14 protein-coding genes, 1 tRNA gene and 1 pseudogene are annotated in these 13,007 nt (G+C 63.2%); 5 read left to right on the forward strand and 11 right to left on the reverse strand.

The window, feature by feature from the left end; genetic code table 11:
- The 8 genes and pseudogenes from CMI59_RS09140 to CMI59_RS09175 all read right to left on the reverse strand — a co-directional run.
- Nucleotides 1–443 (reverse strand): annotated as a pseudogene (locus CMI59_RS09140) (sigma-54-dependent Fis family transcriptional regulator); the annotation flags it as partial.
- A gap of 56 nt (nt 444–499) precedes the next feature.
- Entirely contained in the window at nt 500–856 is a 357-nt protein-coding gene (gene fliN / locus CMI59_RS09145; RefSeq protein WP_293327526.1) for a flagellar motor switch protein FliN, read from the reverse strand.
- A gap of 24 nt (nt 857–880) precedes the next feature.
- Nucleotides 881–1,615 (reverse strand): FliH/SctL family protein, encoded by a 735-nt coding sequence (locus CMI59_RS09150; RefSeq protein WP_293327528.1) that lies wholly within the window; start codon nt 1,613–1,615, stop codon nt 881–883.
- Between the two features lie 49 nt (nt 1,616–1,664).
- Nucleotides 1,665–2,693: a flagellar motor switch protein FliG gene (gene fliG, locus CMI59_RS09155; protein WP_293327530.1), complete on the reverse strand. Its 1,029-nt coding sequence runs from the start codon at nt 2,691–2,693 to the stop codon at nt 1,665–1,667.
- A gap of 12 nt (nt 2,694–2,705) precedes the next feature.
- On the reverse strand, nt 2,706–4,394 hold the full coding sequence (gene fliF, locus CMI59_RS09160; protein ID WP_293327532.1) for a flagellar basal-body MS-ring/collar protein FliF: 1,689 nt from the start codon (nt 4,392–4,394) through the stop codon (nt 2,706–2,708).
- A 284-nt stretch (nt 4,395–4,678) separates the two neighbouring features.
- Nucleotides 4,679–4,954, reverse strand: a complete 276-nt coding sequence (locus CMI59_RS09165) for a DUF1153 domain-containing protein (protein WP_293327535.1) — start codon at nt 4,952–4,954, stop codon at nt 4,679–4,681.
- 137 nt (nt 4,955–5,091) lie between these two features.
- Nucleotides 5,092–5,769 carry a flagellar hook assembly protein FlgD gene (locus tag CMI59_RS09170; RefSeq protein WP_293327538.1) on the reverse strand — a complete coding sequence of 226 codons (678 nt, stop codon included), beginning with the start codon at nt 5,767–5,769 and terminating at the stop codon, nt 5,092–5,094.
- A gap of 12 nt (nt 5,770–5,781) precedes the next feature.
- Complete coding sequence (locus tag CMI59_RS09175) at nt 5,782–7,341, reverse strand: flagellar hook-length control protein FliK (RefSeq protein WP_293327540.1); 1,560 nt, start codon at nt 7,339–7,341, stop codon at nt 5,782–5,784.
- Nucleotides 7,342–7,639: 298 nt separating this feature from the next.
- Here CMI59_RS09175 and mnmA point away from each other — a divergent pair, with 298 nt between their 5' ends.
- Nucleotides 7,640–8,869, forward strand: a complete 1,230-nt coding sequence (gene mnmA / locus CMI59_RS09180; RefSeq protein WP_293327543.1) for a tRNA 2-thiouridine(34) synthase MnmA — start codon at nt 7,640–7,642, stop codon at nt 8,867–8,869.
- Between the two features lie 101 nt (nt 8,870–8,970).
- The gene (locus CMI59_RS09185) at nt 8,971–9,606 is read left to right on the forward strand and encodes a class I SAM-dependent methyltransferase (protein ID WP_167090334.1); all 636 of its coding nucleotides are present in this window, start codon (nt 8,971–8,973) and stop codon (nt 9,604–9,606) included.
- 8 nt (nt 9,607–9,614) lie between these two features.
- On the opposite strand, the gene CMI59_RS09190 is transcribed toward CMI59_RS09185, so the two are convergent.
- The gene (locus CMI59_RS09190) at nt 9,615–10,568 is read right to left on the reverse strand and encodes a sterol desaturase family protein (protein WP_293327548.1); all 954 of its coding nucleotides are present in this window, start codon (nt 10,566–10,568) and stop codon (nt 9,615–9,617) included.
- Complete coding sequence (locus CMI59_RS09195) at nt 10,565–11,017, reverse strand: hypothetical protein (protein ID WP_293327551.1); 453 nt, start codon at nt 11,015–11,017, stop codon at nt 10,565–10,567. Before CMI59_RS09195 ends, CMI59_RS09190 begins: the two co-directional genes overlap by 4 nt.
- A 120-nt stretch (nt 11,018–11,137) precedes the next feature.
- Between CMI59_RS09195 and CMI59_RS09200 the strand changes: the two genes are divergently transcribed.
- The 3 genes from CMI59_RS09200 to CMI59_RS09210 all read left to right on the forward strand — a co-directional run bounded on the left by CMI59_RS09200 (nt 11,138) and on the right by CMI59_RS09210 (nt 12,767).
- Nucleotides 11,138–12,055: a LysR family transcriptional regulator gene (locus CMI59_RS09200; RefSeq protein WP_293327554.1), complete on the forward strand. Its 918-nt coding sequence runs from the start codon at nt 11,138–11,140 to the stop codon at nt 12,053–12,055.
- 124 nt (nt 12,056–12,179) lie between these two features.
- Entirely contained in the window at nt 12,180–12,455 is a 276-nt protein-coding gene (locus CMI59_RS09205) for a hypothetical protein (RefSeq protein ID WP_293327556.1), read from the forward strand.
- Nucleotides 12,456–12,690: 235 nt separating this feature from the next.
- Nucleotides 12,691–12,767 (forward strand) — tRNA-Met (locus tag CMI59_RS09210).
- A 35-nt stretch (nt 12,768–12,802) separates the two neighbouring features.
- Here the strand turns inward: CMI59_RS09210 and CMI59_RS09215 are convergent.
- Entirely contained in the window at nt 12,803–12,970 is a 168-nt protein-coding gene (locus CMI59_RS09215; protein ID WP_293327558.1) for a hypothetical protein, read from the reverse strand.
- Nucleotides 12,971–13,007 lie beyond the last annotated feature (37 nt).

The following is a 13,007-nucleotide window of genomic DNA, read 5'->3' on the forward strand; positions in this document are numbered from 1 at the left end:
CCGGTGATCAGGATGCTGGCATCCGAGCCCGCCACCTGATCGGCAAGCTTCACCACCTGACCCATGCGCTCATCCTTGTAGATGAGGGCGTGACCGTCATCGGACACGGCGGCGAGAACGGCGGCGATGAGGTCTGCGTCGGGCGGCAAGGGGATGTATTCCTTGGCGCCGGCGCGGATCGCGCTCACCGCGGCGCGCGCATCGTTTTCGATGCCGCAGGCGACGACGGGCACGCAGATATGCTCTTCGGCCAGCCGGGCGATGAGGTTTTCGATGTCGAGCTTGACATCCACCATCACGAGGTCGGCGCCACGGCCGGCGCGCAGCGTCTCGAGCGCCTGGTCGATCGTATCGGTATGCGTCACCTTGGCGCCCTTCGACATGGCGATCTTGGTCGCTGTCGAGAGCTGGCCGTTCAGGGTTCCTGCAATCAGAAGGCGCATCTTGGTGTACTCCGGCGTTCCAGAATTCTTGTGGTTGCGGTCAAGTCGTGTGGCCGTCAGGCGAGGCCGCCCTTGATGATCTCGGTCATGGTGACGCCCAGCCGGTCCTCGACGAGGACGACCTCGCCGCGTGCGACGAGACGGTCGTTCACATAGATGTCGATGGCTTCGCCGACCTTGCGGTCCAGTTCGACCACCGTGCCGCGATCCAGCTTCAGGAGTTTGGAGACCTCGATGTCGGTCTTGCCGAGTACGGCGGAGACATTCACCGGCACGTCGAATACGGCTTCGAGATCGTGCGCCGTACGGTGCTCCGGCGTACCTTCCTCTTCCTCTGCATCCGGTGCGACGGCCGGCAGCGCGTCGGCCTCGGTGAGGTCGGGGAGGGACATTTCATCATCCTTGTCGGCCATGGTTCTCTCTCCTCAAAAATCTGTTCAGGCGCCCGGGGCGTCGCCATGGGGCGCGCTTTGGGCTTCGCCGGTCGACGCTGCGGGCTCGGGCATTTCGAGCGCGTTCGTCTCGGCAGGTTTGGGTGCGATCGTTTCGATGTAGCGGGCGATGGCCGTATCGATACGGGCGAGCATCGCGTCATAATCCCGGGTGACGCCGCCATCGGCCCATTCGACCGTGCAGTCGCCTTCTTCCATGCCGGGCTCGCCCAGCAGAATGATCCGTCCGCTCATGCCGCGTTCCATCGCCATGCGGTCGACGGTTTCCTTCATGCGATCCATCATGGACGGCGCGATGCGAAGCAGAATGTGCGGCTCGCGGTTGAGGTGCGACAGGCATTCCTGCAGCACCGCCTCGATCTCCGTTTCGGGGCGCACGCCGATGGAAGCGGACGCGAGGCGCTTTGCCGTCTCGTGGGCGAGCTTCACAGCGTCGGATTTCAGATCGCCCGATATCGCGTCGAGCGAGGACAGGATCGAGGCCGCGTTCTCGGTGAGCTTGCCGAGCGTGGCGGTGATGTTCTCATCGGCCCTGGCGGCGGTGTCCTTTTGTCCCTCGGCAAAACCCTGGGCATAGCCCTCTGCGCGCGCGGCGGCGATGTCCGCCTCGGTATAAGCACGCGGCGCCTCATCCGCAGGGCGGGGTTCGACAGATCGCTTGGCGGAGGCCGGGGCCTCGCCGAACTGTCTGTCGAATGTGAATTTGACCGCCTGTTTCATGGGTTTCGCGTTGCTCTATGTGTTCCGGTGTGTGCCTGCAAAAAACCGATCAGTAGATCAGCTCGTTTTCCTCACTGTCGGTCGCCAGCATGATTTCGCCCTTGTTGGCGAGATCCTTTGCGATGTTGACCATGGTGGTCTGCGCTTCATCGACATCCTTGAGGCGGACGGGGCCCATCAGGTTCATGTCTTCGCGCAGGATCTTGGCGGCGCGTTCGGACATATTGGCGAAGAAGAGGTCGCGCAGCGTGTCGGACGATCCCTTGAGCGCGATGCCGAGCTTGTTCTTGTCCACGGCACGAAGGAGCGTCTGGATGCCGCCCGGATCGAGCTTGCCGAGGTCCTCGAAGGTGAACATCAGCGCCTTGATCTTCTCGGCGCTGGGCGCGGCGCGCTCTTCCAGCATGGCGAGGAAGCGGGTTTCGGTCTGGCGGTCGAAATTGTTGAAGATTTCGGCCATCAGCTCATGGGAGTCGCGGCGGTTGGTACGCGACAGGTTCGACATGAACTCCGAACGCAGCGTCTTTTCGACCTTGTCGAGGATTTCCTTCTGCACCGATTCCATGCGCAGCATGCGGGTGACGACTTCGAGAGCGAAATCTTCCGGCAGGCAGGTCAGCACGCGCGCGGCATGGTCGGTGCAGATTTTCGAGAGGACGACGGCGACGGTCTGCGGATATTCGTTCTTCAGATAGCTGGCGAGCACGGTCTCGTGCACATTGCCGAGCTTTTCCCACATGGTGCGGCCTGCCGGGCCGCGGATTTCGTCCATGACGTTGGTGACGCGCTCTTCGGGCAGGAATTTCAACAGCAGGCGTTCGGTCGATTCATACGAGCCCACCAGCGCGCCCGTGCCGGAGATCTTGGAGGCGAATTCGACCAGCAGCTTCTCGACGTGATTGGCCTGAATGGTGCCCAGCGTGGACATGGTGGTGGAGAGTTCGCGAATTTCATCGTCGTCGAACATCTCCCACAGGGAGGCTGCGTCTTCCGCGCCCAGGGCGAGCATGAAGATCGCGGCCTTCTGGGCGCCGGTCAGCTGCTTTTCTTCCTTGATCTTTGCGACGGTCGTGGCCATTCAGCCTACTCCTCAAGCGGGTTCGTGCAGCCAGGTACGCAGGATCGAGAGCGATTCATCCGGGTGGTTGTTCACCAGTTCGCCGATCTTGCGTACGGAGGATTGCTTGACCTTGCCCGCGACCTGGGCAATGTCGATCATCATGTCTTCGGTAAGGTGCTCGTTGCCCTCGAACGAAACGTTCTCGCCTTCGCCGGTCGGGCCGGCAATGGCGGCCACCGGCGTTTCCGTGCCGTCGGCAAGTGCGAGCTGCGCGTCGGCCGAAGAAGGGGCGACCTTCACAAATCCCAGGCGCGCAATCAGCGGACGAAGCACGAAGAACATGGCGACCAGGGCCAGCAATGCGATCATTGCCATTTCGCCGATGCGCATCAGGTCGGCCTTGCTCAGCCCCCACATGCCGCCTTCCGGCGCCGGCGCGGTGGCCGAAGCGGCTTCGACCGTTTTCGGCGCGGCGAATTGCAGGTTCACGACTTCGACCTTGTCACCGCGCTTCTCGTCGAAGCCGATGGCGGATTTCACCAGCGTGGCGATCTTGGCCAGCTCTTCCGGGGAGCGCGGCTGATAGGTCTTCGTGCCGTCGGCAGCGGTCGTATAGGTGCCGTCGACCAGAACGGCGACGGAAACACGTTCAACGCGGCCGGGCTCTTTCGTCTCAGTGCGCTGCGTCCGCGAAATCTCGTAATTGACGGTTTCTTCGGTGCGGTTCGCGGCGTCTCGCGAGGTGGCGCCGTCGCCAGCGCCTGTCTGGTTGGCGTTCGGCAGGTTGTTGCCGACGGTGACGCCATCATTCTGTTTGCCGTTCTGGCTGGAGGAGGTGTCCTCCACCGTCTGGGTAGAGCGAACGACCTGGCCGTCGGGATCGTAGAGGTCGGAGGTCTTGACCACGCGCGTCATGTCCATCTGCGCGGTGACTTCCACACGTGCGCCACCGGCGCCGACGACACGGCCGACGATGTTTTCGACGTGGCCGCGCAAGCGGCGTTCATAGGCGATGCGGCGTTCTTCCGCCGTCGCGGTGATCATGGCCTGCCCGTCGTCGCCCATGCCGGTCGCGAGCAAAGTGCCGCGCTCATCGACGATGGAGACATGGCCGGGCGTCAGTCCTTCCACGGCGGAGGAAACGAGATACTGGATCGACTTCACCTGCTGGCCGGAAAGGGCACGGGTGGCGAGTTTCAAAACGATGGAGGCGGTCGGGTCGCGCTTGTCGCGGGAAAAGAGTTCGCGTTCCGGCAGCACGAGGTGAACGCGTGCGCTGGAAATACCGTCGATCGAGGCGATGGTGCGCGCCAGCTCGCCTTCGAGTGCGCGCAAATGGTTGATGTTCTGAATGAAGCTGGTCGTGCCGAGCGCGTCGGCATTGTCGAAGATTTCGTATCCGACCGTGCCGCCCGCGGGCAGGCCTTTTTCGGCCAGTTGCATGCGCAGGCGGAGGGCCTGGCTTTCCGGTACGTAGATTTTCGTGCCATCGCCCTTCAGCGTGTAGTCGACCTTCATCTGGTCGAGGGCTTCGACCATCTTGGAGGCGTCGCTGACATTGACGTCGGAAAAAAGAAGAGCCTTGGGCTCACCGGAATAGTTGGCGGCAATGACGGCAAAGAAGCCGAACAGAATTGCACCGACCACACCGAGGACGGCAAGACGCACCGGTCCAAGAGACTTTACGAGATTCTGGAGATTGCTCAAAACCCACCCCATTTGTCAGCATCCGGAGATCTTCCGCAATTCTCGGGAAGCCCTCCTTCGCCAGACACAAGACGGACTGCAATTCCTTTGCGCCCTTCAGTCCGCACCCCCGAGTTGCCCAACTCGTTGCCCAGGCGCGGTCTGCCTTTGTCAGTAGGCAATTTTTACCGGGCACCCTCTAAACAGATGTTTAACGCACACGGCAAAATTTGCCGGGCCGGGGAAAGCGCACAAAAAAAGCGCCGGCGGATGATCGCCGGCGCTTCTTGGCAGCACGTACGCTGTACGGAAAAAGCCTACTGCCTGTATTGCTGGACGCGGGTTGCGCGCAGGCCTGCCAGACCATGACGTTCGATGGAGCGCTGCCAGCTCAGAAATTCCTCCACCGTCAGCGTGTAGCGCCGGCAGGCTTCGTCCAGACTGATGAGGCCGCCACGCACCGCGGCTACCACTTCGGCCTTGCGTCGAATGACCCAGCGCTTCGTGTCCGGGGGCGGCAGATCGGCGATCGTGAGCGGGCTCCCGTCGGGGCCGATCACATAATTCACCTTGGTTGCGTGCTGTTCACTCATGTCACCCGGATCTCCATGCTCGAAACGTGAACACAGATTAGCGCCGCGGCTTTAAAAAACGCCTAAGCCCGAGAGTAAAAAATCCTCAAAATCAAGGAGTTAGTTGTTCCAAGGCGGGACATGAAGAGAGTGAATTCTTAACTTCCGGCCGCTTTTGGCTCGGCGATGCCGGTGATTTCGGAATATCGGATCTGGGCGCCGTTGATCGTCAGCAGCGGATCGGTGGTGCTCATGTCGATCGCGGTAACGATCCCCTTGGTCTTTGTATCGGCGGCCACGGCGTTGCCGTCGGCGTCATTGGCCGTCACTTTCAGGAAATAGGAGCCGTCTGGATAGCTGGAGCCGTCGCTGCCGGTGCCGTCCCAGGCGAATTCGTTGGAGCCCTTCTTGCCCTCCATCTCCTCGCTGTAGACGGTGGCGCCTTGCCCGTTCACCACGGAGACCGTGGTGCTCGGCGCGTCGGCGGCGAGGTCGAAGCTCCAGTCCGCCTGGCCGTTCTTGAGCAGGGAAGCCGTACCGGACCCCTCCACCTGCTTGCCGAGCAGCGACACGGCGGTATTCGCATTGGCGATCGAGTTCGTGGTGATGAGCGTTTCCAGGTTCCTGTTGGTCTGGATCTGCTGTTCCACGCTCGACATCTGCACCAGTTGCTGGGTGAACTGGTTGCTGTCCATCGGGTTGGTAGGATCCTGATTCTGCATCTGGGTGATCAGCATCTTCAGAAAGGCATCGAAATTCGCATTGAGCGCCGTGGAGGCGGAACTCGACTGCGAATTGGTCGAGGACTGAAGCGAGCTGATGGTTGCGATATCCATGGGAACGGATCCTTAGATGCGGATGTCCACGCCGCCATTGGCAGCGATGTTGACGTTGTAGACGGGCGCCGGGGCGAGATCTTCGGTGCCGTCGGCGGTGCCGGCGCCGCCCGCGGTTCCGCCATTGCCCTTGCCGGCAAAAGCGCCCCCGCCGTCGGGGTTCTGGTCGCGCAGGGAGAAGCTCAGGGAGCTGTTGTCGGTATCGAGACCGGCATTCTGCAATGCTTGCTGGAGCGCGCGCTGGTCGCGCTGCAGAAGGTCGAGCGTGTCCTGCTTGTCGGCCATCATGTGCGCCGAAACATGGCCGTCCTTGTGGACTTTCATCTTCACGTCGATCCGGCCCATTTCAGGCGGATCGAGGCGGATTTCGAAGCGATCCACACCTTTGTTGAGGTTGCGCGCCATCTGGATGGCAAGCGCGGAGGCGGGAAGCTGGGTCGGTTGCGTCTGGCCGGGCAGGGTGCCGATGCGAACGGTGGGCGAGGCGCCGTTGCCGCGCGCACCCGATGCGGGCACGCCGGTCAGAAGGTCGTTATTCGCCGAATTGCCGTTGGAAGAGGTTCCCTGGGCCTGCTGCGGCGCGGCGGCGGGCTCGGCCCTGGGTGAGGCCGCCGTCTTGGCGTGTTCATGACCGGCCTGTCCGGGCGCGGCATTGGCCGTCGGCTGGGTCTTGGCGGCGTCGCTCTTGGCCTCCGCGAGTTTCTGGGCCGCTTCGTGTCCGAGGCCTTTCTTGCCCTTCTCCGAAATCGCCAGATCGTCCTTGCCGTCGCCCGTCGCGGCCTTGCTGCTTGCCTGCGTTTCGGCATTGGCGAGGGCCTGAGCCGTGACCTTGTCGGCCGCTTTATCGGCAGGCTTGCCTTCCGCCGTCTTGCCGTCGGTCGATGCTTCGGCGGTCTTGTCCCCGGTGGCGTCCCCCTTTTGCGGTGTCGCGTCGGCGGACCCGGTCTTGCCGGCGGCTTGCACGGCGGCTTTCTTTTCTTCCGGGGTCAGCGGGGGTGCGGCCTTGCCGTCTGCGGCCACTGCCTTGTCCGCAGTGTCGCCCTTGGGCGTCGCTGTCTTTTCAAGCGGGGCCTGCGGATCGACGGCGGCGGCCTGCGCCGCGGGATCGTGCTGTTTATCGTCCTTGTCGTCGGCCTTCTGGTCGTCATCGCCGGATTTGGCGTCGGATTTGTCGGCAGATGCCGTCTTGTCGCCGTCACTGTCGGTTTTCGTCGCGTCGGAGGTATCGGCTTCGGCGTCGGTCACACCGCCCTCGGCGGGTGCGGACGCATCCTGCGCATCGGCCTCAGTGTCGCCGGAGCGGGCGGATTTGTCGGTGCTGTCGCTGTCCTGCTTGCGACGTGCCTGGTCGGCGCGGTTTTCCTCGGCTTCATCCCGGCGGGCCTGCGCGGTGTCGCGCTCCCTGCGATGGCTGGGCGCCTTGGTATGCGCTTCGTCGGCGCGCGCGCGGTCCTTCGCAGCGCGGGCCAGATGTTCGGCGAACATATCCGCGCCCGTCGACGGCGTAGCCGCCACGCGCAGGGCCTCAGGGCGCAGGGAAAGCGCTTCGCCTGTCGTGCCGCTGCGTTTCACGGAGGAATTCGCAGAGGAAGATGAATAATCCATGGCCTGCCGGTCCCGTTATATTGCCGAGTATGGAGCGGAGACGGCATGAGAGCCCTCCGCGTCGGTTAGGTAGCAAGCCCCGGGCCAGCGCGATTTGTCGTTGCAGTGCAGAAAATATCTTGTATTTACAAGGGCTTCGGCATCGGTGCGCCGCCCGGCCTGTTGACGGGAGGGGCCGCTGCACCGATATTTCTGCCGGGTGGCGGCAGTTTTTGCCGCCTTTTGATTTGGAGGCCCGCGCGTTTTGCGCGAGCCGGATTGTGCGATGCGCGCGAGTTTCGACGAAAAGACGGGATTGAACAGCCTCGATCTCCCCGGGCGACCGGAGGAGACGCGGGTCGTCGTCGCCATGTCGGGCGGGGTGGACAGTTCCGTCACGGCCGCGCTGCTTGCCGAGCAGGGCTATGACGTGGTGGGCATCACCATGCAGCTCTACGATCACGGCATGGCGGTACAGAAGAAGGGCGCCTGCTGCGCGGGGCAGGATATTCACGATGCCCGCCGTGTCGCCGAGCAGATCGGCATTCCGCATTACGTGCTCGATTACGAAGATCGTTTCCGCGAAGCGGTGATCGAGGATTTTGCCGATTCCTATGCGGCGGGCGAAACGCCGATCCCCTGCATTCGCTGTAATGAGCGGGTGAAGTTCCGCGATCTGCTGGAAACGGCGCGCGATCTGGGCGCTGCGGCGCTGGCCACCGGTCATTATATTGCGACGAGACCGGGCGCGAACGGGCATCGCGAGCTGCACCGCCCGCGCGACGACGATCGCGACCAGAGCTATTTCCTCTTCACGACCACGCAGGACCAGCTCGATTATCTGCGCTTTCCGCTGGGCGACCTGACCAAGCCGGAAGCGCGGGCGATTGCCGAGCGCATGGGGCTGCATGTGGCGGCAAAGCCCGACAGCCAGGACATCTGCTTCGTACCGACGGGACGCTATACAACCATCGTCGACCGGCTGCGCCCCAATGCGGCGATGGCCGGCGAGATCGTCCATTTGGACGGGCGTGTGCTGGGCCGCCATGAAGGGATTACGCGGTTTACCATCGGTCAGCGCCGGGGCCTCGGTATCGGCGCGGCGGAGCCGAACACCGAGCCGCCTTTCGTCGTCGGGCTCGATCCCGCCCGCAAGCAGGTTATTGTCGGGCCGCGCGAGGCCTTGTTGACGCGCCGGCTGACCTTGCGAGAGGTGAACTGGCTCGGGGATATTCCGCTGGCCGGGGTGCCGGCGGAGGGCCAGGACGTGCTCGCCAAGGTACGCTCCACGCGGCCGCCCGTGCCGGCGCGCCTCTTCGTCGAGGCAGGCGCGGTGGAAGTCGAACTCGCAAATGGCGAGGAGGGTGTATCGCCCGGTCAGGCCTGCGTCTTCTATGGCATGGAAGATGAAGGAAGCCGGGTATTGGGGGGCGGTTGGATTGCGAAAGCGGTCAATCCGGCACTCGAAACATCGCAGGTTGCGGAAAACATGGCGCAAGACGCTGCCGCAAGGTAGATTGCCATTGAGACAATAGTGTCATATTGGCTCAATTCCGCCGTAATCGGTTCTTAAATGAAGAGCGCCGAACGACCGGCAGGTATCAAGGAGAGAGTAAAGTGAACGGAGCCGCCCGCATCGACGAGCAATCGGTCATCAAAGCCTATGCGCGGTGGGCGCCTGTTTATGATTTCTCTTTCGCGCATATCGCGGCCGCCGGCCGGAAATCGGCCATCGACATCATCAATCGCCGCGAGGGCACGCTGCTGGAAGTCGGCGTGGGGACGGGGGTGGCGCTGCCGCGCTATGCACCGCATCTGCGCGTGACCGGCATCGACCTGTCGCCCGACATGCTCAAAAAGGCGCGTGAGCGGGTGAAGGACAAGGGCCTTGCCAATGTGCTCGGCCTTTACGAGATGGATGCAAGCGACCTCCGGTTCGAGGACGGATCCTATGAAACCGTCGTCGCCATGTATGTGATGACGGTCGTTCCCGACCCTGTGAAGGTGATGAAAGAGCTTGAGCGCGTCTGCGCGCCGGGCGGCGAGGTCGTCATCGTCAACCACTTCGCACAGGATCACGGCGTGCGCGGGCGTGTGGAACGCTGGATGGCGCCGGCGGCGCGGGCGCTGGGCTGGCATCCCGATTTCCGGATTGAGACGATCGACAGCATCACGGATCTGGAACTGGTGGAGACGCGGGCCATCAACCCGATGAAGCTCTTCACCATGCTCCGCTTCCGCAAGCCGGAATAAGAGGCGGATCAGTCCGCCGCGCGGACGGTTGTCTTCTCGTTCTGTTTCTTTCGCTCTTCATCGCGGCGTTTCAGTTCGTCCGATGTCATGCGGCTGCCGTCATGCGACCAGCCGGGCGGCGCGAGGAAATAGGCGAGACGCTGGCGTATGGTTAGCCCGCGCTGCGCAACGTCTTTCAGAATGCCCACATATTCATGCGTGGCGACGCGCAAGGGGTTGAACGTGCCGAGGTTCTTTACCAGGCCGTATTCGGCCGGTTCGGCGTCGTCCTCGGGGATGAAGCTGCCGAACAGCCTGTCCCAGACAATCAGTGTGCCCGCATAATTCGCATCGAGATATTTCGCATTGCGCGCATGGTGCACGCGGTGATGCGACGGCGTGTTGAACACCGCTTCGAACCAGCGCGGGAAGCGGCCCACCGCTTCAGTGTGGATCCAGAACTGATAGACGAGGTTCAGCGCGCCCACAAAGACCAGCGCGGCAGGGTGGAAGCCGATCAGCGCGAGGGGCGTTTGCAGCAGGAACATGCCGCTGATGCCGCTGAGCCAGGGCTGGCGCAGCGCGGTGGAGAGATTGTAGTGCTGGCTGGAATGGTGGATCACATGGTCGGCCCAGAACCAGCGGATGCGGTGGCTGAAGCGATGCCCCCAGTAGAAGCGCATATCGTCCAGCAGAAAGAGCAGGAAGAGGCTGAGCGGCGTTGTCTGGATGGTGGTGAGGCGCATGTCATAGGCGCCGAGAAGACAGAGATAGCCGAGCCCGCCCAGCAACACGCCGCCCAGCACACTGCCCGTGCCCATGATGAGGCTTGTCAGTGTGTCGCGAGTCTCATAATCGCCCTTCAGGCGCCTCCGATGCACCAGAGTGAGTTCGATCAGTACAAAGAGAATAAAGAGAGGCGTTGCCACCTGTTTGGGGTCCGGCAGCGTTGCCGGGTCGAGAAGCGGACCGAAGAAACTCATGCCGTCGCCTTCCGTTCGATAGGGCCGCGTTCAGGCGGCCGGGCCGCATTTTCCATGGCCTCGATCCAGCGTTCGCGCTCGTTTTCATCGGCGAGCGCGATGGTGAGGCGGGGCATCGTGTAGTCGGCCAGGATCAGGCGCAGCCGGTTTGCCGAAAGGCGTTTCACCGCTTTTATGCTTCCGGCGGGCAGGTCGCGCGCCATCCATTTGCTGCCCATCGCATAAAGAAGTCCCGCATCGCCGTTTTCAAGCATGACGAGGGCCGCGTGCCGGTCGCCGGCAAGTCGTGCCTGGCGTGCCTCCAGATCGGGGCAGGCGGCCTGGAAGAGGCGCAGGGCGTCCTCCGTATCGCTCAGCGTTTGGCGGGCGGAGCGGCCGAGCCAATGCGCATAGGCGGCGATGACCGCGCAGGCCGCGAGACCGACGGCAATAAAGACAGGGAGCGGCATGGGCGTTCCATTTTTCCGTTTGCGTTTCTTGAGAGTGATAATATTTCAGTAAAATGACATAATAAGTGAATTATACGACCCAATTGGTGAGCGGGCCGCTCGCTGGAAGGTTCGGCTTTCATGGATATGCGCCAGATCCGCCATTTCGACGCACTTTACAGGCTGCGCTCCTTCCGGCTCGCCGCGGACGAGCAGGGCCTCACCCATTCGGCGTTGACCAAGAGCCTGCAAAGGCTGGAGGCCGATACGGGGCTGAGCCTTTTCGACCGGACGACGCGGCAGGTAGTCCCCACCTCGGCGGGGGAGCGGCTGGCTGCGCGGGCCCGCGAGTTGCTGCGCGGCATGGGGGATTTCGAGGCGGAAGCCCGTGCCCTCAAGGGCGGTATGGAAGGGAACCTCAGGATCGGCGCTTCGCCCCAGCCGGCGGAATCGCTTGTCATTGATGCGCTGACCCGGTTCACGCCGGCCAATCCCACCGTGCGCGTGGCGATGGAAAGCGCGCTTCAGCCGGACCTGATCGGGGCGCTGATGGCGCGCGAGATCGATTTCGCCGTGCTGGGCTGGATCGCTTTTGAGCCGGTGCATTTCGAGGAGGATGTGCTGATCGAGCAGCTCGGCGCGGAACCTTCCGTCATCGTGGCGCGGGAGGGGCATCCGCTGGTGCAGGCGGGGGCGCCTTCCGAGGCCTATCTCGACTATCCTTGGGCGGCGGCGCATTTCGCCGAAGAGGACTACCGGCACTTTCCGGGCGATTTTGCGGTGGAGATGAAGCGCCGGGGGATACCGCAGCTGCGGCTTGAAAGCGTCTCGGCCAGTCTGGAGCTTTCGCGACGGACGGACATTCTGACCGGGGTCGCGCGCTCCATCGGCGAGCGGGCGGTGGAGCGGGGCGGGGTGACGCTGGTGGAGTATCCCTTCGAGGTCGAGACCCGCTACGCGATCCTGCGCCGCCGGGACCGGAGCCTTCTGCCCGCGGCGGGCCGCCTGCGCGCGGAAATCGTGGAGATCGCGCGCGAAAGAGGCTGGCGCGGTCGGTAGCTCTCCCCTCGCGGCATGGCGCTTGCTCCTGTTTCTCCAACAGGCAGCTTTCTCCGCGAAAGCGGTCTTGGGTGTCTCATAATAAAACACATGGCGGATTTGCCAGTGTTGCGGAGTTGAACAGATGAAACAGCTTTTCCTGAAACTGGCCATGCCGGCGTTCCGTTGGTTCAGCGGGCTGGCCCGTCTCGATCGCTGGCTGGCGGCCGGCACGTTCGGTACGGCAGTGACCGGCGGCCTTGCGCTGATGCTTTATGCATTCGTCTTGGCGACCCCCGCGGCGGCCTGCGAGAGCGGCGGTGGCGGCGGCGGCTGGTGGGGCGGCTGGTGGGGCGGCGACAGCGGCTGGAACTGGAGCTCCAACTGGAATTCGAACAGCAATTACAACGCGAATAGCTGAACCATTCGGGCGATGGGTGGCGGCAGGCGGTCCGGAAGGAATTCCGGGCCGCTTTCGCATGTCCAGCGCCCGGATTTGGGGGCGAAAGACCGGCATTTCGCCGCGTGTGCCCGTCTTGCTTGACAGGGCCAGCCGACGCCCCTTATATCCCGGAACTCTCGCGCAACCGGGGGCCTCAAGGTCTCTCGAAAGCGCCGGATCAGGCCCTCCCCGGGCCACGCCTTACGGCGCATGGGGCGGAGTAGCTCAGCTGGTTAGAGCAGCGGAATCATAATCCGCGTGTCGGGGGTTCGAGTCCCTCCTCCGCTACCAACTCAAACCCACTATCTGACGACGTGCCGTGCGGATTATGCTGTCTCCAGCAGCGCTTCGCTGATTTCCCAGAGGCGTTCGGCCGCGTCGTCGCTGCACGCATGGGCATCGACGCCGCGGAATCTTGCGAAGGGGCTTTCGGGGTCGGTGGGTTCTGCGATGTCGCAATCCTCGCAATAGACGCCGGGCTTGCCTTCGAGCAATGACGATGTCGCCGCCCAGGCGGTGGTCGCACAGCCC

Origin of the sequence: Parvibaculum sp. (assembly GCF_002684405.1) — a bacterium.
Lineage (GTDB): Bacteria > Pseudomonadota > Alphaproteobacteria > Parvibaculales > Parvibaculaceae > Parvibaculum.

What these genes read in the sequence shown, in the direction of transcription:
- CMI59_RS09200 (WP_293327554.1), top strand. Translation starts at nt 11,138, where the DNA reads ATGGATATGCGCCAGATCCGCCATTTCGACGCACTTTACAGGCTGCGC.
- mnmA (WP_293327543.1), top strand. Translation starts at nt 7,640, where the DNA reads ATGCGCGCGAGTTTCGACGAAAAGACGGGATTGAACAGCCTCGATCTC.
- CMI59_RS09170 (WP_293327538.1), bottom strand. Translation starts at nt 5,769, where the DNA reads ATGGATATCGCAACCATCAGCTCGCTTCAGTCCTCGACCAATTCGCAG.
- CMI59_RS09190 (WP_293327548.1), bottom strand. Translation starts at nt 10,568, where the DNA reads ATGAGTTTCTTCGGTCCGCTTCTCGACCCGGCAACGCTGCCGGACCCC.
- fliF (WP_293327532.1), bottom strand. Translation starts at nt 4,394, where the DNA reads ATGGGGTGGGTTTTGAGCAATCTCCAGAATCTCGTAAAGTCTCTTGGA.
- CMI59_RS09205 (WP_293327556.1), top strand. Translation starts at nt 12,180, where the DNA reads ATGAAACAGCTTTTCCTGAAACTGGCCATGCCGGCGTTCCGTTGGTTC.
- CMI59_RS09165 (WP_293327535.1), bottom strand. Translation starts at nt 4,954, where the DNA reads ATGAGTGAACAGCACGCAACCAAGGTGAATTATGTGATCGGCCCCGAC.
- fliN (WP_293327526.1), bottom strand. Translation starts at nt 856, where the DNA reads ATGGCCGACAAGGATGATGAAATGTCCCTCCCCGACCTCACCGAGGCC.
- CMI59_RS09195 (WP_293327551.1), bottom strand. Translation starts at nt 11,017, where the DNA reads ATGCCGCTCCCTGTCTTTATTGCCGTCGGTCTCGCGGCCTGCGCGGTC.
- fliG (WP_293327530.1), bottom strand. Translation starts at nt 2,693, where the DNA reads ATGGCCACGACCGTCGCAAAGATCAAGGAAGAAAAGCAGCTGACCGGC.
- CMI59_RS09150 (WP_293327528.1), bottom strand. Translation starts at nt 1,615, where the DNA reads ATGAAACAGGCGGTCAAATTCACATTCGACAGACAGTTCGGCGAGGCC.